This window comes from Staphylococcus sp. GDB20D11A (assembly GCF_016893255.1).
Taxonomy (GTDB): Bacteria; Bacillota; Bacilli; order Staphylococcales; family Staphylococcaceae; genus Staphylococcus; species Staphylococcus aureus.
Genome location: NZ_JAFEPJ010000003.1, coordinates 365,022 through 387,505 on the forward strand (window position 1 = coordinate 365,022; position 22,484 = coordinate 387,505).

Annotated in this window: 19 protein-coding genes and 2 pseudogenes; 16 read left to right on the top strand and 5 right to left on the bottom strand. The window is 33.5% G+C overall.

All coding sequences use genetic code 11. From position 1 onward, the window contains the following. Positions 1-295: 295 nt before the first annotated feature. Positions 296-1,714, bottom strand: a complete 1,419-nt coding sequence (locus JV528_RS03990; protein WP_000432343.1) for an anion permease — start codon at positions 1,712-1,714, stop codon at positions 296-298. Positions 1,715-2,090: 376 nt separating this feature from the next. Between JV528_RS03990 and cna the strand changes: the two are divergent. Beyond that, positions 2,091-4,250, top strand: a pseudogene (gene cna / locus JV528_RS03995) (collagen adhesin Cna); the annotation flags it as partial. A gap of 431 nt (positions 4,251-4,681) precedes the next feature. Here cna and bstA read toward each other — a convergent pair. From bstA to trhO, 3 genes are all read right to left on the bottom strand, one after another. After that, on the bottom strand, positions 4,682-5,146 hold the full coding sequence (gene bstA / locus JV528_RS04000) for a bacillithiol transferase BstA (protein WP_000208926.1): 465 nt from the start codon (positions 5,144-5,146) through the stop codon (positions 4,682-4,684). A gap of 102 nt (positions 5,147-5,248) precedes the next feature. Beyond that, positions 5,249-5,887, bottom strand: coding sequence for a pyroglutamyl-peptidase I (gene pcp / locus JV528_RS04005; RefSeq protein ID WP_204177577.1), 639 nt, complete (start codon positions 5,885-5,887; stop codon positions 5,249-5,251). 151 nt (positions 5,888-6,038) lie between these two features. Continuing rightward, positions 6,039-6,995, bottom strand: coding sequence for an oxygen-dependent tRNA uridine(34) hydroxylase TrhO (trhO, locus tag JV528_RS04010; RefSeq protein ID WP_001109294.1), 957 nt, complete (start codon positions 6,993-6,995; stop codon positions 6,039-6,041). A 243-nt stretch (positions 6,996-7,238) separates the two neighbouring features. Between trhO and JV528_RS04015 the strand changes: the two genes are divergently transcribed. After that, positions 7,239-8,210, top strand: a complete 972-nt coding sequence (locus JV528_RS04015) for an SMP-30/gluconolactonase/LRE family protein (RefSeq protein ID WP_204177579.1) — start codon at positions 7,239-7,241, stop codon at positions 8,208-8,210. A gap of 142 nt (positions 8,211-8,352) precedes the next feature. Here JV528_RS04015 and JV528_RS04020 read toward each other — a convergent pair whose 3' ends face one another. Beyond that, positions 8,353-8,868 (bottom strand): YceI family protein, encoded by a 516-nt coding sequence (locus JV528_RS04020; protein ID WP_000181123.1) that lies wholly within the window; start codon positions 8,866-8,868, stop codon positions 8,353-8,355. 380 nt (positions 8,869-9,248) lie between these two features. On the opposite strand from JV528_RS04020, the gene JV528_RS04025 reads away from it, so the two are divergent. The 14 genes and pseudogenes from JV528_RS04025 (at position 9,249) to hisF (ending at position 22,290) form a co-directional block, all read left to right on the top strand. Then, positions 9,249-10,097, top strand: a complete 849-nt coding sequence (locus JV528_RS04025; protein WP_204177582.1) for an SAM hydrolase/SAM-dependent halogenase family protein — start codon at positions 9,249-9,251, stop codon at positions 10,095-10,097. A 28-nt stretch (positions 10,098-10,125) separates the two neighbouring features. Next, a complete protein-coding gene (locus JV528_RS04030; protein WP_000743714.1) occupies positions 10,126-10,680 on the top strand; it encodes an ECF-type riboflavin transporter substrate-binding protein in 555 nt (184 codons plus the stop codon). A 52-nt stretch (positions 10,681-10,732) separates the two neighbouring features. After that, the gene (locus JV528_RS04035) at positions 10,733-12,445 is read left to right on the top strand and encodes an ABC transporter ATP-binding protein (RefSeq protein ID WP_204177583.1); all 1,713 of its coding nucleotides are present in this window, start codon (positions 10,733-10,735) and stop codon (positions 12,443-12,445) included. After that, entirely contained in the window at positions 12,442-13,275 is an 834-nt protein-coding gene (locus JV528_RS04040; protein ID WP_001077818.1) for an energy-coupling factor transporter transmembrane component T family protein, read from the top strand. The genes JV528_RS04035 and JV528_RS04040 overlap by 4 nt, the downstream gene beginning before the upstream one ends. A 46-nt stretch (positions 13,276-13,321) precedes the next feature. Continuing rightward, positions 13,322-13,819: a GNAT family N-acetyltransferase gene (locus JV528_RS04045; protein WP_000610980.1), complete on the top strand. Its 498-nt coding sequence runs from the start codon at positions 13,322-13,324 to the stop codon at positions 13,817-13,819. Between the two features lie 117 nt (positions 13,820-13,936). After that, positions 13,937-15,061: a polysaccharide deacetylase family protein gene (locus JV528_RS04050; protein WP_204177584.1), complete on the top strand. Its 1,125-nt coding sequence runs from the start codon at positions 13,937-13,939 to the stop codon at positions 15,059-15,061. 303 nt (positions 15,062-15,364) lie between these two features. Further along, entirely contained in the window at positions 15,365-16,183 is an 819-nt protein-coding gene (locus JV528_RS04055; protein WP_162636097.1) for an ATP phosphoribosyltransferase regulatory subunit, read from the top strand. A 17-nt stretch (positions 16,184-16,200) separates the two neighbouring features. Continuing rightward, positions 16,201-16,815: an ATP phosphoribosyltransferase gene (gene hisG / locus JV528_RS04060; RefSeq protein WP_000944131.1), complete on the top strand. Its 615-nt coding sequence runs from the start codon at positions 16,201-16,203 to the stop codon at positions 16,813-16,815. Next, complete coding sequence (gene hisD, locus JV528_RS04065; RefSeq protein ID WP_115289873.1) at positions 16,808-18,058, top strand: histidinol dehydrogenase; 1,251 nt, start codon at positions 16,808-16,810, stop codon at positions 18,056-18,058. The genes hisG and hisD overlap by 8 nt, the downstream gene beginning before the upstream one ends. A gap of 15 nt (positions 18,059-18,073) precedes the next feature. Next, the gene (locus JV528_RS04070) at positions 18,074-19,087 is read left to right on the top strand and encodes a pyridoxal phosphate-dependent aminotransferase (protein ID WP_204177585.1); all 1,014 of its coding nucleotides are present in this window, start codon (positions 18,074-18,076) and stop codon (positions 19,085-19,087) included. Next, positions 19,056-19,634, top strand: a complete 579-nt coding sequence (gene hisB, locus JV528_RS04075) for an imidazoleglycerol-phosphate dehydratase HisB (RefSeq protein WP_000640270.1) — start codon at positions 19,056-19,058, stop codon at positions 19,632-19,634. Before JV528_RS04070 ends, hisB begins: the two co-directional genes overlap by 32 nt. Then, the gene (hisH, locus tag JV528_RS04080) at positions 19,631-20,209 is read left to right on the top strand and encodes an imidazole glycerol phosphate synthase subunit HisH (RefSeq protein ID WP_000635613.1); all 579 of its coding nucleotides are present in this window, start codon (positions 19,631-19,633) and stop codon (positions 20,207-20,209) included. Before hisB ends, hisH begins: the two co-directional genes overlap by 4 nt. Continuing rightward, complete coding sequence (gene hisA, locus JV528_RS04085; protein WP_204177586.1) at positions 20,202-20,906, top strand: 1-(5-phosphoribosyl)-5-((5-phosphoribosylamino)methylideneamino)imidazole-4-carboxamide isomerase; 705 nt, start codon at positions 20,202-20,204, stop codon at positions 20,904-20,906. Before hisH ends, hisA begins: the two co-directional genes overlap by 8 nt. Then, a pseudogene (gene hisF, locus JV528_RS14630) lies at positions 20,903-22,290 on the top strand (imidazole glycerol phosphate synthase subunit HisF). The gene hisA and the pseudogene hisF overlap by 4 nt, the downstream one beginning before the upstream one ends. Positions 22,291-22,484: the final 194 nt, after the last annotated feature.

Below are 22,484 nucleotides of genomic sequence, written 5' to 3' on the forward strand. Positions count from 1 at the left end.
AAATAAAGCACTTTCGTTGAATTCATAATTAAATGAATTTAAGCGAAAGTGTTTTTGTTTGATGATCTATGATACATAAGTAATGTTAATCAACGAAGCGCGTTTATACAGAAATGTATTTTATGTGATGTTACGGAATGATTTAAAGCGTTATATAGATTTTTAGTGAAGCATGCAAATGATTTAAAGGATAAACGTATTTTAAAAAGGGGAGCTTTGATTTAGCAAAGATTGATTTTAAATACAAATTAAAAAGCGCCCAAATCGATGAGATTCGAGCGCTAATTGGTATATTTTAAAATATACCAATTACTTTCATCCAAAGTGATCCTAAACCAATCCAGATAATAAAGTAGACGAAACCTAAGATCAAGTTCATTGTCCACCAATGTTTTTGAGTCACGTAACCTGAAGAGAATAGAATCGGCGCTGGACCACTACTATAGTGTGTTGTTGAAGCTAATAGGTTACCGAAGAAACCTAACATTAATGCACTGAATAATGGTGGTGCACCGGCTGCGATGGCAACGCCTAGTAATGCTGCATACATCGCACTGATATGTGCTGTAGAACTTGCAAATAAGTAATGTGAATAGAAGTAGAACAATATTAAAATGACCAGTACTATAGGCCAGCTTAATCCACCAAGACTTGTAGCAATGGATTTACTTAACCAAGGAATAAATCCAAGCTTGTTCAATTGGTCGGCCATTAACACTAACACTGAGAACCATACTAATGTGTTCCAAGCACCTGTTTCGTTTAAAATGTCTTGCCATGTTAAGACGCCTGTCAATAATAACAATGCTAGCGCGATAAAGGCCGTTAAAGTTGCATCAATATGAATGAAACTTCCGACAATCCATAGTGTTAGAGCAATGACAAAAATACCAATCATAAATTTTTCAGCTAAAGCGATTTTACCCATAGTCGCTAATTCATTTTCAGCCCAACTTTTAGCATTTGGTGTTTCTTTAACAGTTGGTGGATAAATTTTATAAATGATAAAAGGTACAACAATTAAGGAAACAAGTCCAGGAACTAAAGCAGCTAAGAACCAATTCATCCATGTAATGTGAACATTAGATGTGCTAGATGCTAAATTTTGTGCAAGGGGGTTACCGGCCATTGCAGTTAAAAACATAGCAGCAGTAATTAAGTTACCTTGGAATTCTGTGAAAACTAGAAATGCACCCATTTTGCGTGATGATTCGTCTTTCGGTTTCGAACCAAATGATTCAGAAAGTGATTTGATAATTGGGAACATGATTCCACCCGCACGCGCGGTATTACTTGGTGTAGCAGGCGCTAGAATTAAATCTACACCTACGATAGAATATGCTAAGCCTAATGTTTTTTTACCAAATAATTTGACGAAATGAAGTGCGATACGTCTACCAAGACCTGTTTTCACAAATCCTCTCGAAATGAAAAATGCCATAGCAATTAACCAAATGCTATTATTACCAAAACCAGCGACAGCCGTTTTCATGTCAACAATGCCAACGAGTACCATGATTGTAAATCCAATTATAGAGACAGCCCCGATTGGCATCGGTTGTGTAATACAAGCAATGATTGTCGCGACGAATATTGCGAACATATACCATGCAGTTGGATCCACAGCATCCGGTTTAAAAGGTGTAAGTGCCCAAATAAGGAGACCTACAACGATAGGGAGTATAAACTTACGATATTTAACCGTGTTTTCCATGTTAAAACGTCCTTCTTTCTATGTTTTATACATATTTCAATTTAAGAATAAAGCTAACTACAAAAGATGTACAGTAATAATTAAATATAAAATTAAATTAACAAAATCATTAATATAATTATTTTTCGAGAAGCGGTGAAGAAGAGAAATCATTGGTGTTTATTAAATTTAAAAGATTTTGAAAATGAACTAATATACTAAGAAATTAATTGATACAAGTTAACTTCATGCACTTGTATTCGTTATACTGTATATATTTTGCATAATAAAATAATAATATGAATTTTTGATAAATCCCTTGAATAAGAACTAAATTAGTTTATAATTTATCATTAGTATCCTATGGATATGACATAGAGTATAAGGAGGAGTTTTTATGAACAAAAATGTGTTGAAGTTTATGGTCTTTATAATGTTATTAAATATCATCACACCTTTATTTAATAAAAATGAAGCATTTGCAGCACGAGATATTTCATCAACGAATGTTACAGATTTAGCTGTATCACCGTCTAAGATAGAAGATGGTGGTAAAACGACAGTAAAAATGACATTCGACGATAAAAATGGAAAAATACAAAATGGTGACACGATTAAAGTGGCATGGCCGACAAGCGGTACAGTAAAGATAGAAGGTTATAGTAAAACAGTACCATTAACTGTTAAAGGTGAACAGGTGGGTCAAGCAGTTATTACACCAGACGGAGCAACAATTACATTCAATGATAAAGTAGAAAAATTAAGTGATGTTTCGGGATTTGCAGAATTTGAAGTACAAGGAAGAAATTTAACGCAAACAAATACTTCAGATGACAAAGTAGCTACGATAACATCTGGGAATAAATCAACGAATGTTACGGTTCATAAAAGTGAAGCGGGAACAAGTAGTGTTTTCTATTATAAAACGGGAGATATGCTGCCAGAAGATACGACACATGTACGATGGTCTTTAAATATTAATAATGAAAAAAGATATGTATCGAAAGATATTACTATAAAGGATCAGATTCAAGGTGGACAGCAGTTAGATTTAAGCACATTAAACATTAATGTGACAGGTACACATAGCAATTATTATAGTGGACAAAGTGCAATTACTGATTTTGAAAAAGCCTTTCCAGGTTCTAAAATAACTGTTGATAATACGAAGAACACAATTGATGTAACAATTCCACAAGGCTATGGGTCACTGAATAGTTTTTCAATTAACTACAAAACCAAAATTACGAATGAACAGCAAAAAGAGTTTGTTAATAATTCACAAGCTTGGTATCAAGAGCATGGTAAGGAAGAAGTGAACGGGAAATCATTTAATCATACTGTGCATAATATTAATGCTAATGCCGGTATTGAAGGTACTGTAAAAGGTGAATTAAAAGTTTTAAAACAGGATAAAGATACCAAGGCTCCTATAGCTAATGTAAAATTTAAACTTTCTAAAAAAGATGGATCAGTTGTAAAGGACAATCAAAAAGAAATTGAGATTATAACAGATGCAAACGGTATTGCTAATATTAAAGCGTTGCCTAGTGGAGACTATATTTTAAAAGAAATAGAGGCGCCAGCACCGTATACATTTGATAAGGATAAAGAATATCCGTTTACTATGAAAGATACAGATAATCAGGGATATTTTACCACTATTGAAAATGCAAAAGCGATAGAAAAAACAAAAGATGTTTCTGCTCAAAAGGTTTGGGAAGGCACTCAAAAAGTGAAACCAACGATTTATTTCAAGTTGTACGAACAAGATGACACTCAAAACACAACACCAGTAGACAAAGCAGAGATTAAAAAATTAGAAGATGGAACGACAAAAGTGACATGGTCTAATCTTCCGGAAAATGACAAAAATGGCAAGACTATTAAATATTTAGTTAAAGAAGTAAATGCTCAAGGTGAAGATACAACACCAGAAGGATATACTAAAAAAGAAAATGGTTTAGTGGTTACTAATACTGAAAAACCAATCGAAACAACATCAATTAGCGGTGAAAAAGTATGGGACGACAAAGACAATCAAGATGGTAAGAGACCAGAAAAAGTCAGTGTGAATTTATTGGCTAACGGAGAGAAAGTAGAAACGGTAGATGTAACATCTGAAACAAACTGGAAGTACGAATTCAAAGACTTACCGAAGTATGATGAAGGAAAGAAAATAGAATATACAGTGACCGAAGATCACGTAAAAGACTACACAACAGACATCAACGGTACGACAATAACGAACAAGTATACACCAGGAGAGACATCGGCAACAGTAACAAAAAATTGGGATGATAATAATAACCAAGACGGAAAACGACCAACTGAAATCAAAGTTGAATTATATCAAGATGGAAAAGCAACAGGAAAAACAGCAACATTAAATGAATCTAATAACTGGACACATACGTGGACAGGATTAGATGAAAAAGCAAAAGGTCAACAAGTAAAATACACAGTCGAGGAATTAACAAAAGTTAAAGGTTATACAACACATGTGGATAACAATGATATGGGTAACTTGATTGTGACGAATAAATATACGCCAGAAAAACCTAATAAACCAATCTATCCTGAAAAACCAAAAGACAAAACACCACCAAATAAACCTGATCATTCTAATAAAGTTAAACCAACTCCCCCAGATGAGCTATCAAAAGTGGATAAGGTTGATCAACCTAAAGATAATAAAACCAAACCTGAAAATCCTCTAAAAGAATTACCAAAAACTGGTATGAAGATTATAACTTCTTGGATTACATGGGTATTTATAGGTATATTGGGATTGTATTTAATTTTAAGAAAAAGATTTAACTCATAAACCATTATAATTATTTTTATAGATATGGCTATTCCTAGTTCTATGTATAATACATGATATTAATAGGTCACTTTTAATCTGTATGTAAGCAGACTAAAAGTGGCCTTTTAAACAAATAAAAAAATCCATTAACGTGTTGTTAACGGTTAATAAGCACATATTTATTTTAAATTTTTTAATATACGAGACATTTCTTCAATTTTACCAGCATGAAGTGGGATGTGAATGGCATTTAATACTAATAACTCTTCTAAGTTATTACAACCGACAATTGGCTGTTTCAATTCAATTGCTAAATCATCTTCAGTTAGATTTCGTGCACGTTCAGGTAATGTTTGGAGACCTTCTAAAATCGTTTCAATATTCGGTACTTCCTCCTTCCATTCATCTGGAGACGAACCATTTCCGAATAAAGGTCTATATATATTTAAATCAATATTCTCTTTACCAGCAACAGCTAAGGCTGATTCAAAAATTGTTAATACATGCCCAAATTGCCAATGAATGGTATTAGAAAAAGGCTTATGATAATCATCAAGTACCTTTTCAACTTTCCAAGTATCATACACATTTACTAAATATCCTAAACCCATATCAATGACATCAAATACTGTTTTTGTAGTCATTATTAATTCCTCCCCCATAAATAAAACATACTTCCGTAAGTATTACCCTATTAACAAATTTGTTAGTCATTTAAGGAATGTATTTTGTTGTTACTCTTATAACTATTCTGTTGTGCCTAGAGCTATACGTAAATCATCGTCATCAGAAATAGCTTCAATAGCTGCAGTCAGCCCTGTAACAATGTTTTCTAATGTCATTGATGGTGTATCGGATTTACCATCAATCTGCTCTGGTATGTATGGCACATGAATAAATCCGAATCGAAGAAGAGGGTAATGCTTATCTTGTAAATAACCTAAGTGATAAAGTACGTGATTACATACGAACGTACCTGCGCTATTTGAAAGTGCTCCTGGAAGTCCTTGGTTAATAATACTTTGAGTCATTGCTTTAACTGGTAAATTTGAAAAATAAGCTGGCGCACCGTCTAAATGAATGGCTTGATCAATAGGTTGAAAATCATCATTATCTGGAATACGCGCATCATCAATATTTATAGCAACACGTTCTGGTGTGATGGCACTTCTCCCACCAGCTTGTCCTATCGATAACACAATATCATAGTGATTAGATGCTAATGCTGTATTTATCATAGTATCTACTTTCTTAAAAGAGGTTGGTAGTTTTAGTTTATCGATTGTATGTGTGCCAATAATATCTTCTAGTTGAGTCACAGCTTCCCAAGAAGGATTAATATCTTGATTGTCAAAAGGCGCAAACCCTGTTACTAAAATGTGCATTTTAAGACACCCCGCAGTATTAAAATTTAATTTAGTATAACATGCGCATAATTAAAAACATATCAGGTTATGTATGCGCATAAAAAACAGCCTTGAACAACCTTTATAAATCGGATTTTCAAAGCGTGTTTTGATAGGTATTTAATTAAAACTAAGCATGTTGATGTAAATCATCAAAGTTTGTTAAACGTTGTTGCCACTCATTATCACTAATATTATTTGCTTGAACATAACGATTACGCTCATGTTTAGCACATTCATAAGAGCATGCACCTAAATATTTGGCTTCATTTTCTTCAGAAACTAATATTTGTTTATTACATTCTGGGTTAGCGCAATTAATATAACGTTCACATGGTTTGCCATCAAACCAATCCTTACCAATAATTGTTTTTTCAACTTGGTTGATATCAACACTGATACGATCATCAAATACATACATTTTACCGTCCCAATATTGACCTTTTGTTTCAGGGTCTTTACCATATGTAGCTATACCGCCGTGAAGCTGCGCTACATCTTCGAAACCTTCTTTTAAAAGCCATCCAGAAAATTTTTCACATCGAATGCCACCTGTACAGTACGTAACCACTTTTTTATCTGCAAATAACGCTTTATTCTCTTTAATCCAGTCAGGCAAATCTCTAAAGCGCGTGATATTTGGACGAATTGCACCTCGGAAATGACCTAAATCAAATTCATAATCATTACGTGCATCAATAATGACTGTGTCATCATCTTCAAGAGCTTTTCTAAATTCTACAGGTGATAAATATTGGCCAGTTGTGTGTCTTGGATCGACGTCTTCTTCTAAATCTAAAGCAACAATCTCTTTTCGAGGACGTACATGCATTTTCTTAAAAGCATGTCCTTCAGCTTCATCAATTTTAAACACCATATCTTTGAATCGTTCATCGGCATGCATATGTGCCATATATTGTTCGGTTTCTTCTTTTGTACCAGATAATGTGCCGTTAATACCTTCTGTAGAAACAAGAATTCTACCTTTTAAATGGTGTGCTTTACAAAAGGCTAAGTGATCCTGAGCAAACTGTTCAGGGTCATCAATCGTCGTATATTTATAATATAAAAGAACTTGATAGTTCATAGGTTAATCTCCTTCTAAAAACATGTTATAAGCATGTTAATTTTTAAAATAAAGCGTCAATACGCATATTTGTCTACGTCCATCATTTTAACAGAGTTGTATTGTCATTCAATATTTCTAGCTTGAAATCAGCCACTAGACCGATAAAATAGATAAATGAAAACGTTATCATTTGATTTAAATGTTCCCTTGTTTAAAATAAAAATGATAGTTAAAACGAATGAAATGAAAGGAATGATCATGATGTCACAACAAGATTTACCTACATTATTTTATAGCGGGAAGTCTAATAGTGCTGTTCCAATTATATCTGAAAGTAAATTACAAACAATTACAGCTGAACCATGGCTTGAAATTTCCAAAAAAGGATTGCAATTAGAAGGATTGAACTTTGATCGGCAAGGACAACTATTTTTATTGGATGTATTCGAAGGTAATATTTTCAAAGTCAATCCTGAAACGAAGGAAATTAAACAACCTTTTGTAAGCCATAAAGCAAATCCTGCAGCAATCAAAATACATAAAGATGGCCGATTATTCGTTTGTTATTTAGGAGATTTTAAATCTACAGGAGGCATTTTTGCAGCTACAGAAAATGGTGACAACATACAAGATATCATTGAAGATCTTTCAACAACATATTGTATTGATGACATGGTATTTGATTCTAAAGGTGGATTTTATTTTACAGATTTTAGAGGATACTCTACCAACCCGCTAGGAGGCGTTTATTATGTTACGCCAGACTTTAAAAGAGTAACACCTATTATTCAAAATATCAGTGTAGCTAATGGTATTGCTTTAAGTACAGATGAAAAAGTACTATGGGTAACTGAAACGACCGCAAATCGATTACACCGTATTGCACTTGAAGATGATGGTGTGACGATACAACCATTTGGAGCTACCATACCGTACTATTTTACAGGTCATGAAGGACCAGACTCATGTTGTATTGATAGAGATGATAATTTATATGTGGCAATGTATGGTCAAGGCCGAGTATTAGTATTTAATAAAAGGGGTTATCCAATAGGACAAATATTGATACCAGGCCGAGATGAAGGGCATATGTTACGTTCTACGCATCCGCAATTTATACCTGGCACAAATCAACTCATCATTTGTTCCAATGATATAGAAATGGGCGGAGGATCTATGCTTTATACGGTTAATGGCTTTGCAAAAGGTCATCAAAGTTTTCAGTTTCAATAAGACCTACCTGAATGAAAGGCGTCTTAATATAAGTTTAAATCTTAGCGATTTTTAATTAGAAGTTAAAAAATGCCAACTATACCTAGGGATGATATAGTTGGCGTTTCGTATATATTAAAACAATGAGGATTGTGTAATGAGATTATTCTGAGATTGAAAATTCAGCTGATGCTTCGAATTTCACATCTTTACCTAGCATTACTCCACCAGTTTCAAGTGCTTGGTTAAAGTTAATGCCATATTTTTCTCTATTGATTGTACCAGTAACAATAATACCTGTTACTTGAGAACCATCCATAGGATTCTTACTTACTCCGTTGAATTCAACGTCGAATGTTTCTTCGTTAGTGATACCTTTAATTGTTAAATCACCAACAACTTTGTTTTCAGTAACTGATTTTGTTTCAAATGTGATTTTATCAAATTCATCAGTACCAAAGAAATCACCAGATTTTAAGTGGTTATCACGTGCTTCGTTTTTAGTGTTAATTGAGCTTGGAATAATTGTTGCAGTAGCTTTCAAAGTACTGAAGTCATTAATATCTCCTTCAACAGCGACATCAAATTGATCGAATGAACCTTTCACTTTAGAAACCATTAAATGTTTAATTTGGAATTCTAAACTACTGTGTGCACCATCAAAAGTAAAGTTTGTCATAATATAAAACCTCCATATTTTTATCTCTTAGATATATTTTTTATACTTGATATACATACAATACCACCTACAAAATAAAGATGCAAGCATTTTATTTCGAATTCGAATTTTTTCTGTGATGTATTTAAAGAATGACCTATAAAACACCACACTATTGTTATACCCTAGTCAATTAATTCAAACATAAATAAGTGTAACCAACGTTCAATAAATTTAGTTAATGAGATAAATCTGACTATTATTATCATTTTTATAGTCACTACTATTGACTTTGTATCAAGTGACTCGTACTATTTTAATATAATTCTGAAAATTCAAAATATGGAACATTAAATATGTAGATAATATTTTTTTGAAGTTTTAAAAAAAGGAGGCATTTTATGGGAAATTATTTGGTATTGCAATCAGATTTTGGACTTAGTGATGGCGCTGTAAGTGCAATGTATGGAGTTGCATATACTGTAAGTGATGATATACGTGTCGAAAACTTAACGCATGATATACCACCGTATGACATTTGGGTAGCATCATATCGTTTATATCAAACTGTAAAATACTGGCCTAAAGGCACAGTTTTTGTATCAGTGGTAGACCCAGGTGTAGGTAGTGATAGGCGGAGCATTGCTTGCTTAACATATTCAGGTCATTACATTATTACACCTGATAATGGTTCTTTAAGTCATATTAAACATTACGAAGGTATTAAAAAAGTTATCGAAATTGATGAAGTGAAAAGCCGATTGCCTCATTCGGAAGAAAGTCATACTTTTCATGGTAGAGATGTCTATGCATACAATGGTGCGAGATTAGCTGCAAATAAGATAGCGTTTGAACGTCTCGGTCAGGCAATTAATGTTGATAGTATTGAGGCATTAGAAATAAGAGAAGCGACAAAAAATGAGGATTCTGTTACAGGAAGCATTGATATTTTAGATATCAGATTTGGGTCATTATGGACAAATATTCCATTGGCATTCTTAAAATCCTTGGAAATTGTTCATGGTAATAATTTGGTGGTAACAATTTATTATCAAGATAAGAAAGTCTATCAAAATATTATTAAATTTGCGCGATCGTTTGCAGATGTTAATGTGGGTGAACCTCTTGTGTATGTTAACTCGCTAGTAAATATTGGTGTAGCGGTCAATCAAGACTCATTTTCAGATTTATATCATATCGGTACTGGAAATGATTGGACGATTCATTTATCTAAAGCACCATCAATTTAATGAATTTTTTATGTAAGGAGTAATGAAGATGAAAAAACAAGATATTTCAGTTAAAACTGTTGTTGCGATTGGTATAGGAGCAGCGGTATTTGTGATTTTAGGGCGTTTTGTTGTAATACCAACAGGTTTTCCTAATACGAATATAGAAACATCTTATGCATTTTTAGCATTAATATCTGCAATATTTGGGCCTTTTGCTGGTTTAATGACTGGATTAGTTGGACACGCTATTAAAGATTTCACGACATACGGTAGTGCTTGGTGGAGTTGGGTTATTTGTTCAGGAATTATAGGCTGTTTATATGGATGGATTGGCCTAAAATTAAATCTTTCTTCAGGCCGATTTTCTAGGAAATCGATGATTTATTTTAATATCGGTCAAATTATTGCGAATATTATTTGCTGGGCACTTATTGCACCAACATTAGATATTTTGATTTATAACGAACCAGCTAACAAGGTTTATACACAAGGTGTTATCTCTGCAGTATTAAATATTATTTCTGTTGGTATTATTGGGACAATATTATTAAAAGCATATGCTTCATCTCAAATTAAAAAAGGTAGTTTACGTAAGGAATAGTTATTTTGTTGAATCAGATATGTAAATGAATGTAGAAAGGTAATGATATATCATGACTGAACCAATTATCTCGTTCAAAGACTTTAGTTTTCAATATCATAGTCAAGCAACACCTACATTACAGAATATAAATGTTGATATTTATCCAGGAGAAAAAGTGCTAGTAGTTGGTGCTTCAGGTAGTGGTAAATCGACTTTTGCAAATTGCATAAACGGATTAATTCCATTTAAAACTAGAGGTAACATAACTGGGGAACTATATATAAATAATCAAGATGCAACTGTTGGTTGTTTACATGAAAGATCTAATGTTGTTGGTACAGTTTTACAAGATACAGATGGACAGTTCATAGGCTTAACAGCAGCTGAAGATATGGCCTTTTTATTAGAAAATAATTGTGTTGAACAAGATGATATGAAGAAAAATGTAAGTTATTGGGCTGAAAAAGTTGGCATGATAGAACATTTAAATCACCGACCGCAAGATTTATCTGGAGGTCAAAAACAACGCGTTTCATTAGGTGGTATATTAATCCATCGTACCCCTATTTTAATATTGGATGAGCCACTAGCCAATTTAGATCCTGCGACAGGACATGAAACGATGAGATTACTAAATAATATTCATGAAGAAACAAAGTCAACGATGATTGTTGTAGAACATCGTTTAGAAGAATCATTAGATGATACATTTGATAGAGTTCTCCTTTTTAAAGATGGGAAAATCATCGCTAATACAACGCCTAGTGATTTGCTAAAATCATCTAAGCTTAAAGAAGCAGGCATACGTGAACCATTATACTGTACAGCGCTTAAATATGCAGAAGTAGATGTTGAATCCATTGATAACTTAGCGAATTTACGTGAAGTTTGTATGAGTGAACATGTTAAATTTAAAGTGAAAAAATGGATAGATAAAACATCTTCAAATGATGATAATAAGTACAAATCTGAACCGCTATTAGAATTAAATGAGGTGTGTGTTCAATATAGTGACTATAGTAATAGTGTACTTAATAATGTTCAATTAAATGTTTATAGAAGAGAAATGCTTAGTATAGTTGGTCACAATGGTACCGGCAAATCAACACTTGCTAAAGCAATTTGTGGATTTTTAGATATAACAGGTAATATCCAATTTTGTAATAAGGGATTTAATCAATTGTCAATTAGTGAACGATCTGAATTCGTAGGTTATGTGATGCAAAATCCAAATCATATGATTTCCGAAAAAATGATTTACGATGAAGTAGCATTAGGGTTAAGAGCACGAGGTATGAAAGAATCAGATATAAAGATACGGGTAGAGAATGTGCTCAAAATATGCGGACTTTATGCATTTCGGAATTGGCCAATTGTAGCTTTAAGCTATGGTCAAAAAAAGAGGGTCACTATAGCATCTGTTTTAGTCTTAAATCCGGAAATAATCATATTGGATGAACCGACTGCTGGTCAAGATTTCTATCATTATAATGAGATAATGTCATTTTTAATTGAGCTAAACAGACAGGGGAAGACGATTATTATGATTACTCATGATATGCATTTATTGTCTGAGTATAGTTCAAGAACAGTTGTATTATCAAAAGGTCAAGTCGTTGCTGATACCACGCCAGTATTGGTTTTAAATGATAAAAAAACCTGTGAGATTGCATCATTGAGACAAACATCGCTATTTGAAATGGCCGAATATATAGGGATTAGCGAGCCACAGAAATTAGTACAATTATTTATTAACCATGATAGGAAGGTGAGACGCCAATGAATCAATATAATACTATAGGTTTTCACCCGGGAAATAGTCGTATTCATCAATTAAATGCGACTGTTAAACTTTTATTCTTATTAGTTGTTTCTATTTCTGCAATGGTGACTTATGACACAAGATATTTAATTTTAATTAGTGCTTCATCTATTTTATTGTTCAAATATGCTCATATTGAATGGAAACAAGTTCGTTTTGTTGTTAAATTCATTCTGTTTTTCACAATATTAAATATTATTGCCGTATACATATTTGATCCTGAATATGGTGTGAAGATTTATAATCAGCGTACAGAGTTAATCAATGGTATTGGTCGATTTACGCTAACATCACAGGAATTATTCTATCTTTTTAATCTAATATTAAAATATATTAGTACAGTTCCTTTAGCGTTAATATTTTTATTCACAACGAATCCGAGTCATTTTGCTGCAAGTTTAAATCAGCTAGGTGTGAATTATAAAATCAGTTACGCAGTCTCACTAGCATTAAGGTATATTCCAGATATTCAAGAAACATATTTTAATATTTCACAAGCGCAACAAGCAAGAGGATATGATAATTCGAAAAAGGCGAAATTTACTAGCCGTGTTAAAGGTATCAAACGCATTGTGTTACCTTTAATATTTTCTAGTATCGAAAGAATTGACACTATTAGTACTGCTATGGAGTTAAGACAATTCGGACAGTATAAAAGGAGAACCTGGTACGTCAAAAAACAATTAAAAAAAGATGATTATGTTGTTTTGTGTTTGACATTAATACTTCTGATGTTAGTAGTTACATTATTCTTTTTAAATAATAGTCGATATTTCAACCCGTGGCATTAGTATTCATATAAATAGTCTTTAAATAGAAATAGGAGGGAGACATTTAATGATAAATACTGAAAGATTAAATTTAATGATTCCGAGTTCCTCGCATTTAATTGAACTTTATAATATTTGTAGTCATCCACAAGCAAATATATACACTCCCAAAGGTTTACATAATTCCAAATTAGACACACAACGGTGGATTGAAAAATGGCGAAACCATTGGCAACAATATCAATTTGGTTACTTTGTATTGGTGAAAAAAATAGATTGTAGTGTTATTGGTATTTGTGGATATGAATATCGACAATTAAAGCAAGAAACAGTACTAAATTTATTTTATAAATTACATCCAAGTTTTGAAGGACAAGGGTACGCATGTGAGGCTATTACAGCAATCACAAATTTTGTGAATTATATCGATCAAGAAACAGTAAAAGTTATCAGGACAAATAAGTGTAATCAACGTTCAATAAATTTAGCAGAAAGGCTTAATTTCAAGCGAGACGATACAATGGACGACATTATCAGTCAAGGAGATATTGTGTTTTATAAATAAAATACTATGACATTATCTAAAAAATAAAATTAAAATCCCAACAGTTTCTTAAAAAGTTATGAGCTACATAATAAAAATGTTATAATTGTGCATAATAAAACATAGGGAGAATGTTTAATGCATAAAAAATATTTATTGCTATTTTTTCTGTTATTATCAGTTGCATTGTTATTTAGCTGTTCCAAGCAAAATGAGAAAGCTCAAAATAAATCTGTTAATCCAAATGAGTATGCAAAGCATAAATCGAAAATGGATGAACATTGGGAAACATATCACGGCCAAGTTTATCATGTGTTTTATCATCCATTAATTACAGACCCAAAAGTTGCGTTTACAGGAGATACACACCAAGCTAAGGGCAACAATGATTGGATGATTACTGTAAGTGAATTTAAAAAATCATTGAACGAATTATATAAAAATAATTACATCATCGTTAATCCACATGATGTATACGACTTATCATCTCATCATGTAAAAGCCAAAAAAATAAAATTGCCGAAAGGTAAAAAGCCACTAATCATCTCAATTGATGATATGAATTACTATAGTTACATGAGACACCATGGTTATGCTGACCGCTTAGTACTTGATAAAAATAAGCATGTTGTATCTGAAACGACAGACTCAAAAGGCCATGCTACTTATTCTGATGACAATGATATCGTGCCAATTTTAAATAAATTTGTAAAAGAGCATCCAGATTTTTCTTTAAATGGTGAAAAAGGTGTTGTTGCTTTAACCGGTTATGAGGGCGTATTAGGTTATCGCACGAATGAATTAACGAGTAAAGATTATACAAAGAATAAAAAGGCAGCTGAGGAAGTTGTTCGCGCAATGAAACGGGATGGATGGTCATTTGCGAGTCATTCATATGGTCACATTAATTTTGAAAAAACATCTTTATATGGTATTAAACGTGATACTAAAAGATGGAAAGATGAAGTTGAACCAATTGTAGGTAAAACAGATATGTTTGTATTTCCACATGGCGCACAGGATAGACATACACAAGCGTATGATTATTTGGTAGATGAAGCAGAGTTTAAGTTTATTGCAGGTGTCGGTCCAAACAATTTTACAGATATATCAGCAACGAACGTTTACCAAGATAGGGTTGCGATCGATGGTCTAAACTTATTTGAATTTAAATATAAACTCAAACCATTTTTTAATCCTGAAAATGTATATAGTAAAAAAGATAGACAATTCTTTAAAGGTAATCGGGATTATGAAGAATAGTTAAATTTAATAAAAAGATAGAAAGAAAATAACTTTACATAATAAGGCAAGGACAATATGTGCAAGAAGTACAACTTCAATATAAAAATCTTGGTTAAGCATTTTTATAGGCACAAATGTCTTGCCTTTTTTATTTGAAAAAATTTAAGACCAATACACCGAATTTTCTGAAAAAGGTTGTAATGTATTGCTAAAAATGATAAGTTATTAAGCATATTACACTTTAGTATGGTAGAGAAGTAAAGTGAACAACAAAAATACCAAGTGATTTTAAATACAGTATTGAAAGTAAAGGGTGGTCGAGTGAATAATTCAGAACAATTAATTGCGTTAAAAGAATCGGAAACAGCATTTTTAAAATATTTTAATAAAGCGGATTATGAGTTAGTTGATTTTAGTGTGGTTGAAAAGTTGGACTGGAAACAATTGAACCATGAGGATTTGCAGCAGATGGGTGAGCGAAATTTTTGGCAACATGAGCATCAAATTTATGCACTTCGAAATGATTTTACAGATCAATTATTACGTTATTACTCAATGTATCCAACTGCAGCAACAAAAGTGGCATACACAGGTTTAATCATTCGGAATAATGAAACGGCTGTACAAGTTGGTTTGGAAAACTATGCACCATCATTAGCGAATGTACAACAGAGCTTAAAGCTATTTATTCAGTTTATTCAACAGCAGTTGAGAGACAACGTGCATTTTGTTGTATTGGGACATTATCAATTGCTTGATGCCTTACTCGATAAATCGTTACAAACACCAGACATACTATCAATGATTGAGGAACGTAATTTATCGGGATTGGTTACATATTTGTCTACTGAACATCCAATCGTGCAAATCTTGAAAGAGAATACGCAACAACAATTAAATGTATTGGAGCGCTATATTCCAAATGACCATCCAGCACTCGTTGAATTAAAAATATGGGAACGTTGGTTACATACACAAGGTTACAATGACATCCATTTAGATATTACTGCACAGCCACCTAGATCCTATTACACAGGTTTATTTATTCAATGTCATTTTGCTGAAAATGAATCTCGAGTTTTAACAGGTGGTTATTACAAAGGAAGCATCGAAGGGTTTGGATTAGGATTAACACTTTAAGTAAGGGAGTATGCACAATGTTAAGAATCGCCATAGCAAAAGGGCGTCTAATGGATAGTTTAATTAACTATTTAGATGCAATTGAATTTACGACATTATCAGAAACATTAAAAAATAGAGAACGCCAATTATTATTAAGTGTAGATAATATAGAATGCATTTTAGTAAAAGGGAGTGACGTGCCAATCTATGTGGAACAAGGAATTGCAGATATTGGTATCGTTGGTAGCGACATTTTAGATGAGCGTCATTACAATGTTAATAATTTGTTGGATATGCCTTTTGGAGCATGTCATTTTGCGGTCGCAGCGAAACCCGAAACGACAAAATATCATAAAATCGCAACGAGTTATGTCCATACTGCCGAAGCATATTTTAAATCAAAAGGCATTGATGTCGAATTGATTAAATTGAGTGGTTCTGTTGAATTAGCTTGTGTCGTCGATATGGTAGACGGAATTGTCGACATCGTTCAAACAGGTACTACTCTAGAAGCGAACGGACTGGTTGAAAAGCAACATATTAGTGATATCAATGCAAGATTAATCACTAATAAAGCTGCTTATTTTAAAAAATCACAATTAATTGAGCAATTTATTCGCTCTTTGGAGGTGTCTATAGCCAATGCTTAATGCACAACAATTTTTAAATCAATTTTCATTAGAAGCACCATTAGATGAGTCATTGTATCCAATTATTCGCGATATTTGTCAGGAAGTTAAAGTTCATGGAGATAAGGCTTTGAAAATGTATAATCTAACATTCGATCATACGAAAACAGATCATTTAGAAATTAGTCATGAACAAATTAAAGCAGCATTTGACACATTAGATGAAAAAACAAAACAAGCATTACAACAAAGTTATGAAAGAATTAAAGCATATCAAGAAAGTATTAAGCAGACGAATCAACAGTTAGAAAAATCAGTGGAGTGTTATGAAATATACCATCCACTAGAAAGTGTGGGTATTTATGTGCCTGGTGGCAAAGCAAGTTATCCATCAACGGTTCTAATGACAGCGACTTTAGCACAAGTAGCGGGTGTAGAAAATATTGTTGTTGTGACACCACCTCAACCTAACGGAGTATCCCAAGAGGTATTAGCTGCATGTTATATTACGCAAGTTAATCAAGTGTTTCAAGTTGGTGGTGCTCAAAGTATTGCTGCATTGACTTATGGAACAAAAACAATACCTAAAGTTGATAAGATTGTAGGTCCAGGTAACCAATTTGTTGCATATGCCAAAAAATATTTATTTGGACAGGTAGGTATTGATCAAATTGCAGGACCAACAGAAATAGCACTGATTATTGATGACACCGCAGATTTAGATGCCATCGTATATGATGTATTTGCGCAAGCAGAACATGATGAATTAGCACGTACATATGTCATTAGTGAAGATGCGCAAGTCCTTAAAGATTTAGAATCACGTATTGCTAAAGCATTGCCTAATGTGGACAGATACGACATTGTTTCTAAAAGTATCGCTAATCAACACTACCTTATCCATGCTAGTAATTTTGATGAAGCATGCCACGTTATGAATACAATCGCGCCTGAACATGCGTCGATTCAAACAGTAAATCCTCAACCATATATTGAAAAAGTGAAATATGTGGGCGCATTGTTTATTGGACATTATTCGCCAGAGGTTATAGGTGATTATGTCGCTGGACCTAGTCATGTATTACCTACAAATAGAACAGCTAGATTTACCAATGGGTTATCGGTCAATGATTTCTTAACACGGAACACGGTCATCCATTTATCAAAAGATACGTTTGAACAAATTGCTGATTCAGCACAACATATTGCTCATGTTGAAGCATTATACAATCACCAACAGTCCATTTTAATACGTCAGTCTTAGGGGAGTGTAATTGAAATGATTTATATTGATAAAAATGAAAGCCCAGTTACGCCGTTGGATGAAAAAACAATGACGTCTATTATTAGTGCAACGCCATATAATTTATATCCTGATGCAGCATATGAACAATTCAAGGATGCTTATGCTAAATTTTACGGATTATCGTCTGAACAGATTATTGCAGGAAATGGCTCTGATGAATTGATTCAAAAGTTAATGCTGATCATGCCAGAAGGTCCGGCATTAACGCTAAATCCAGATTTTTTTATGTATCAAGCATATGCGGCACAAGTAAATCGTGAAATTGCATTTGTAGATGCAGGATCAGATTTAACGTTTGATTTGGAAACCATTTTAACGAAAATCGATGAAGTACAACCATCATTTTTTATTATGAGTAATCCACATAACCCTTCAGGCAAGCAATTTGATACGGCATTTTTAACAGCTATTGCAGATAAGATGAAAGCAATAAACGGATACTTTGTCATTGATGAAGCATATTTAGATTATGGCATGGCATATGACGTGGAACTGGCACCACACATCTTAAGAATGCGTACATTATCAAAGGCGTTTGGAATTGCCGGCTTAAGATTAGGCGTCTTAATTAGTACTGCTGAAACGATACAGCGTATTCAAACAATAGAACATCCATATCCATTAAATGTATTTACGCTAAATATTGCGACTTATATTTTTAGACATAGAGAAGAGACAAGTCGATTTTTAACAATGCAACGCCAATTAGCTGAGCAGTTAAAACAAATATTTGATACACATGTTGCAGATAAAATGTCAGTATTTCCATCAAATGCCAATTTTGTACTTACTAAAGGTTCAGCAGCGCAACAATTAGGACAATACGTATATGAACAAGGATTTAAACCTCGTTTTTATGATGAGCAGGTAATGAAAGGCTATGTAAGATATTCAATTGCAACAGCATCACAGTTAAAGCAATTAGAAGAAATTGTTAAAGAATGGAGTGCAAAATATGATTTATCAAAAACAACGAAACACAGCTGAAACACAACTAAATATTTCAATATCAGATGACCAGTCACCATCGCATATTAATACAGGTGTGGGCTTTTTAAATCATATGTTAACTTTGTTTACATTTCATAGTGGACTGTCGTTAAACATCGAGGCACAAGGTGATATTGACGTAGATGATCACCACGTAACTGAAGATATCGGCATTGTCATTGGTCAATTGTTACTTGAAATGATTAAAGATAAAAAGCATTTCGTTCGTTATGGAACGATGTACATTCCAATGGATGAAACATTAGCACGTGTCGTTGTGGATATAAGTGGGCGTCCATACTTATCTTTCAATGCAACGTTAAGTAAAGAAAAAGTTGGTACGTTTGATACGGAGTTAGTTGAAGAATTTTTTAGAGCAGTCGTAATCAATGCAAGATTAACAACGCATATTGATTTGATTCGTGGTGGTAATACACACCATGAAATTGAAGCTATATTCAAAGCATTTTCCCGTGCATTAGGCATAGCGCTAACTGCAACTGATGATCAGCGTGTGCCGTCATCGAAAGGTGTGATTGAATGATTGTCATCGTTGATTATGGATTAGGGAATATTAGTAATGTAAAACGCGCTATTGAACATTTGGGGTATGAGGTGGTTGTCTCAAATAAGCAAAATATAATCGATCAAGCAGAAACAATCATATTACCGGGTGTCGGTCATTTTAAAGATGCGATGTCAGAGATAAAGCGATTAAATCTCGATGCAATATTGGCTAAGAATACTGATAAGAAAATGATCGGTATTTGCTTAGGCATGCAATTAATGTATGAGCATAGTGATGAAGGCGATGCATCTGGATTAGGGTTTATCCCAGGAAATATTTCGCGTATCCAAACAGAATACCCAGTGCCGCACTTAGGTTGGAATAATTTAGTGAGTAAGCATCCTATGTTAAATCAAGATGTTTACTTCGTACATTCTTACCAAGCGCCGATGTCAGAAAATGTAATTGCATATGCGCAGTATGGTACTGATATTCCAGCAATCGTCCAATTTAACAATTATATTGGTATTCAATTCCATCCTGAAAAAAGCGGTACATATGGGTTACAAATTTTGCGTCAGGCAATACAAGGGGGATTTATAAATGATTGAATTATGGCCAGCGATTGATTTGATTGGGTCAACAAGTGTGAGGTTAACAGAGGGTAAATATAATAGTGAAGAAAAAATGTCGCGTTCGGCTGAAGAAAGTATTGCTTACTATAGTCAATTTGAATGTGTGAATCGTATTCATATCGTCGACTTGATAGGTGCTAAGGCACAGCATGCCCGAGAGTTTGATTATATTAAGTCATTGAGGAGATTAACAACCAAAGATATTGAAGTAGGTGGTGGCATTCGTACGAAGTCACAAATCATGGACTACTTTGCCGCAGGGATTAATTATTGCATAGTTGGAACGAAAGGCATTCAAGATACTGATTGGCTTAAAGAGATGGCACATACATTTCCAGGTCGCATTTATTTATCTGTTGATGCTTATGGCGAGGATATTAAAGTGAACGGGTGGGAAGAGGACACAGAGTTGAATTTATTTAGTTTTGTGAGACAGTTATCGGATATACCTCTTGGAGGCATTATATATACTGATATTGCTAAAGATGGCAAAATGTCCGGACCTAACTTTGAATTAACTGGTCAATTAGTAAAGGCAACGACGATTCCTGTCATCGCGTCTGGTGGTATTAGACATCAGCAAGATATTCAACGATTAGCGTCGCTAAATGTTCACGCTGCTATTATAGGAAAGGCTGCACATCAAGCATCATTTTGGGAGGGGCTAAAATGATTAAAAAACGTATCATTCCATGTTTAGATGTCAAAGATGGTCGTGTCGTTAAAGGGATTCAATTTAAAGGATTAAGGGATATTGGGAATCCTGTTGATTTAGCAATGTATTACAATGAAGCGGGGGCTGATGAGTTAGTATTTTTAGACATCTCTAAGACGGAAGAGGGTCATAGCTTAATGCTAGAAGTGATTGAACAGACAGCGTCACGCTTGTTTATCCCTCTTACTGTAGGGGGTGGGATTCAAAGCCTTGATGATATTACCCAATTGTTAAATCATGGTGCAGATAAAGTATCATTAAATTCAAGTGCTTTAAAAAATCCACAGCTAATTAAACAAGCGAGTGATAAATTCGGTAGACAATGCATCTGCATAGCAATTGATAGCTATTATGATCCTGAAAGAAAAGCACATTATTGTTGTACGCATGGTGGTAAAAAAATGACAAATATTAAAGTATATGACTGGGTACAGCAAGTAGAACAGTTAGGCGCAGGTGAGCTCCTCGTTACAAGTATGGGGCATGATGGTATGAAACAAGGATTTGATATTGAGCATCTTGCAAAAATAAAATCCCTTGTAAATATTCCAATCATTGCTTCTGGTGGTGGTGGCAATGCACAACACTTTGTAGAATTATTTGATCAGACGGATGTTTCTGCAGGTTTAGCTGCAAGTATATTACATGATCGAGAAACGACGGTTCAATCTATTAAAGAAGTGATACAGCAAGGGGGTATAGCAGTAAGATGACCAATTACAAAATTGATTTTAGCAAAGGTTTAGTGCCAGCAATTTTACAAGATAATCAAACAAAACAAGTATTGATGTTGGGTTATATGAATCAAGAAGCTTTTGATAAAACGATAGAAGATGGTGTGGTATGTTTCTATTCGCGGTCGAAACAACGGCTATGGACAAAAGGCGAAACATCTGGTCATACCCAACGTGTTAAAGATATTCATGTAGATTGCGACAATGACACTATTTTAATTGATGTCATACCAAATGGACCAACATGTCATACAGGCAGTCAAAGTTGTTTTAACACAGAAGTTCCATTTTCAGTGCAAACATTAGCGCAGACAGTTCAAGATAGTGCCCAATCCAATAATGAAAAGTCATATACAAAATATTTATTAACAGAAGGTATAGAAAAGATTACAAAAAAATATGGTGAAGAAGCTTTTGAAGTCGTAATTGAAGCAATTAAAGGTGACAAAAAAGCATTTGTAAGTGAAGTAGCAGATGAACTTTATCATTTATTTGTCTTGATGCATGCGCTAGGCGTCGATTTTTCAGAAATTGAGGCAGAATTAGCGCGCAGACATCATAAGCGCAATAACTTTAAAGGCGAACGACAAAATATCGAACAGTGGTAAAACAAGAATGGACTGAGATATAGAGAAAAGGATCATGGCTTATACTTATACACTTACAAATATTGTGGAAAACGTGACATTTTCAATTTTAAAATACGACACCAACATATTTTAACTATGAATGCTGTGATGGTACTAAAGTTGCGAACTCGTTATAGATAAGTAGTGGATAATCACAATACGAAATCAAAAAT

Coding starts and splice junctions, on each gene's coding strand:
- JV528_RS04040 (WP_001077818.1), top strand. CDS start 12,442: ATGAATCAATATAATACTATAGGTTTTCACCCGGGAAATAGTCGTATT.
- hisD (WP_115289873.1), top strand. CDS start 16,808: ATGCTTAATGCACAACAATTTTTAAATCAATTTTCATTAGAAGCACCA.
- hisA (WP_204177586.1), top strand. CDS start 20,202: ATGATTGAATTATGGCCAGCGATTGATTTGATTGGGTCAACAAGTGTG.
- JV528_RS04050 (WP_204177584.1), top strand. CDS start 13,937: ATGCATAAAAAATATTTATTGCTATTTTTTCTGTTATTATCAGTTGCA.
- JV528_RS03990 (WP_000432343.1), bottom strand. CDS start 1,714: ATGGAAAACACGGTTAAATATCGTAAGTTTATACTCCCTATCGTTGTA.
- bstA (WP_000208926.1), bottom strand. CDS start 5,146: ATGACTACAAAAACAGTATTTGATGTCATTGATATGGGTTTAGGATAT.
- JV528_RS04030 (WP_000743714.1), top strand. CDS start 10,126: ATGAAAAAACAAGATATTTCAGTTAAAACTGTTGTTGCGATTGGTATA.
- trhO (WP_001109294.1), bottom strand. CDS start 6,995: ATGAACTATCAAGTTCTTTTATATTATAAATATACGACGATTGATGAC.
- pcp (WP_204177577.1), bottom strand. CDS start 5,887: ATGCACATTTTAGTAACAGGGTTTGCGCCTTTTGACAATCAAGATATT.
- JV528_RS04025 (WP_204177582.1), top strand. CDS start 9,249: ATGGGAAATTATTTGGTATTGCAATCAGATTTTGGACTTAGTGATGGC.
- hisB (WP_000640270.1), top strand. CDS start 19,056: ATGATTTATCAAAAACAACGAAACACAGCTGAAACACAACTAAATATT.
- JV528_RS04035 (WP_204177583.1), top strand. CDS start 10,733: ATGACTGAACCAATTATCTCGTTCAAAGACTTTAGTTTTCAATATCAT.
- JV528_RS04020 (WP_000181123.1), bottom strand. CDS start 8,868: ATGACAAACTTTACTTTTGATGGTGCACACAGTAGTTTAGAATTCCAA.
- JV528_RS04070 (WP_204177585.1), top strand. CDS start 18,074: ATGATTTATATTGATAAAAATGAAAGCCCAGTTACGCCGTTGGATGAA.
- hisG (WP_000944131.1), top strand. CDS start 16,201: ATGTTAAGAATCGCCATAGCAAAAGGGCGTCTAATGGATAGTTTAATT.
- JV528_RS04045 (WP_000610980.1), top strand. CDS start 13,322: ATGATAAATACTGAAAGATTAAATTTAATGATTCCGAGTTCCTCGCAT.
- hisH (WP_000635613.1), top strand. CDS start 19,631: ATGATTGTCATCGTTGATTATGGATTAGGGAATATTAGTAATGTAAAA.
- JV528_RS04015 (WP_204177579.1), top strand. CDS start 7,239: ATGTCACAACAAGATTTACCTACATTATTTTATAGCGGGAAGTCTAAT.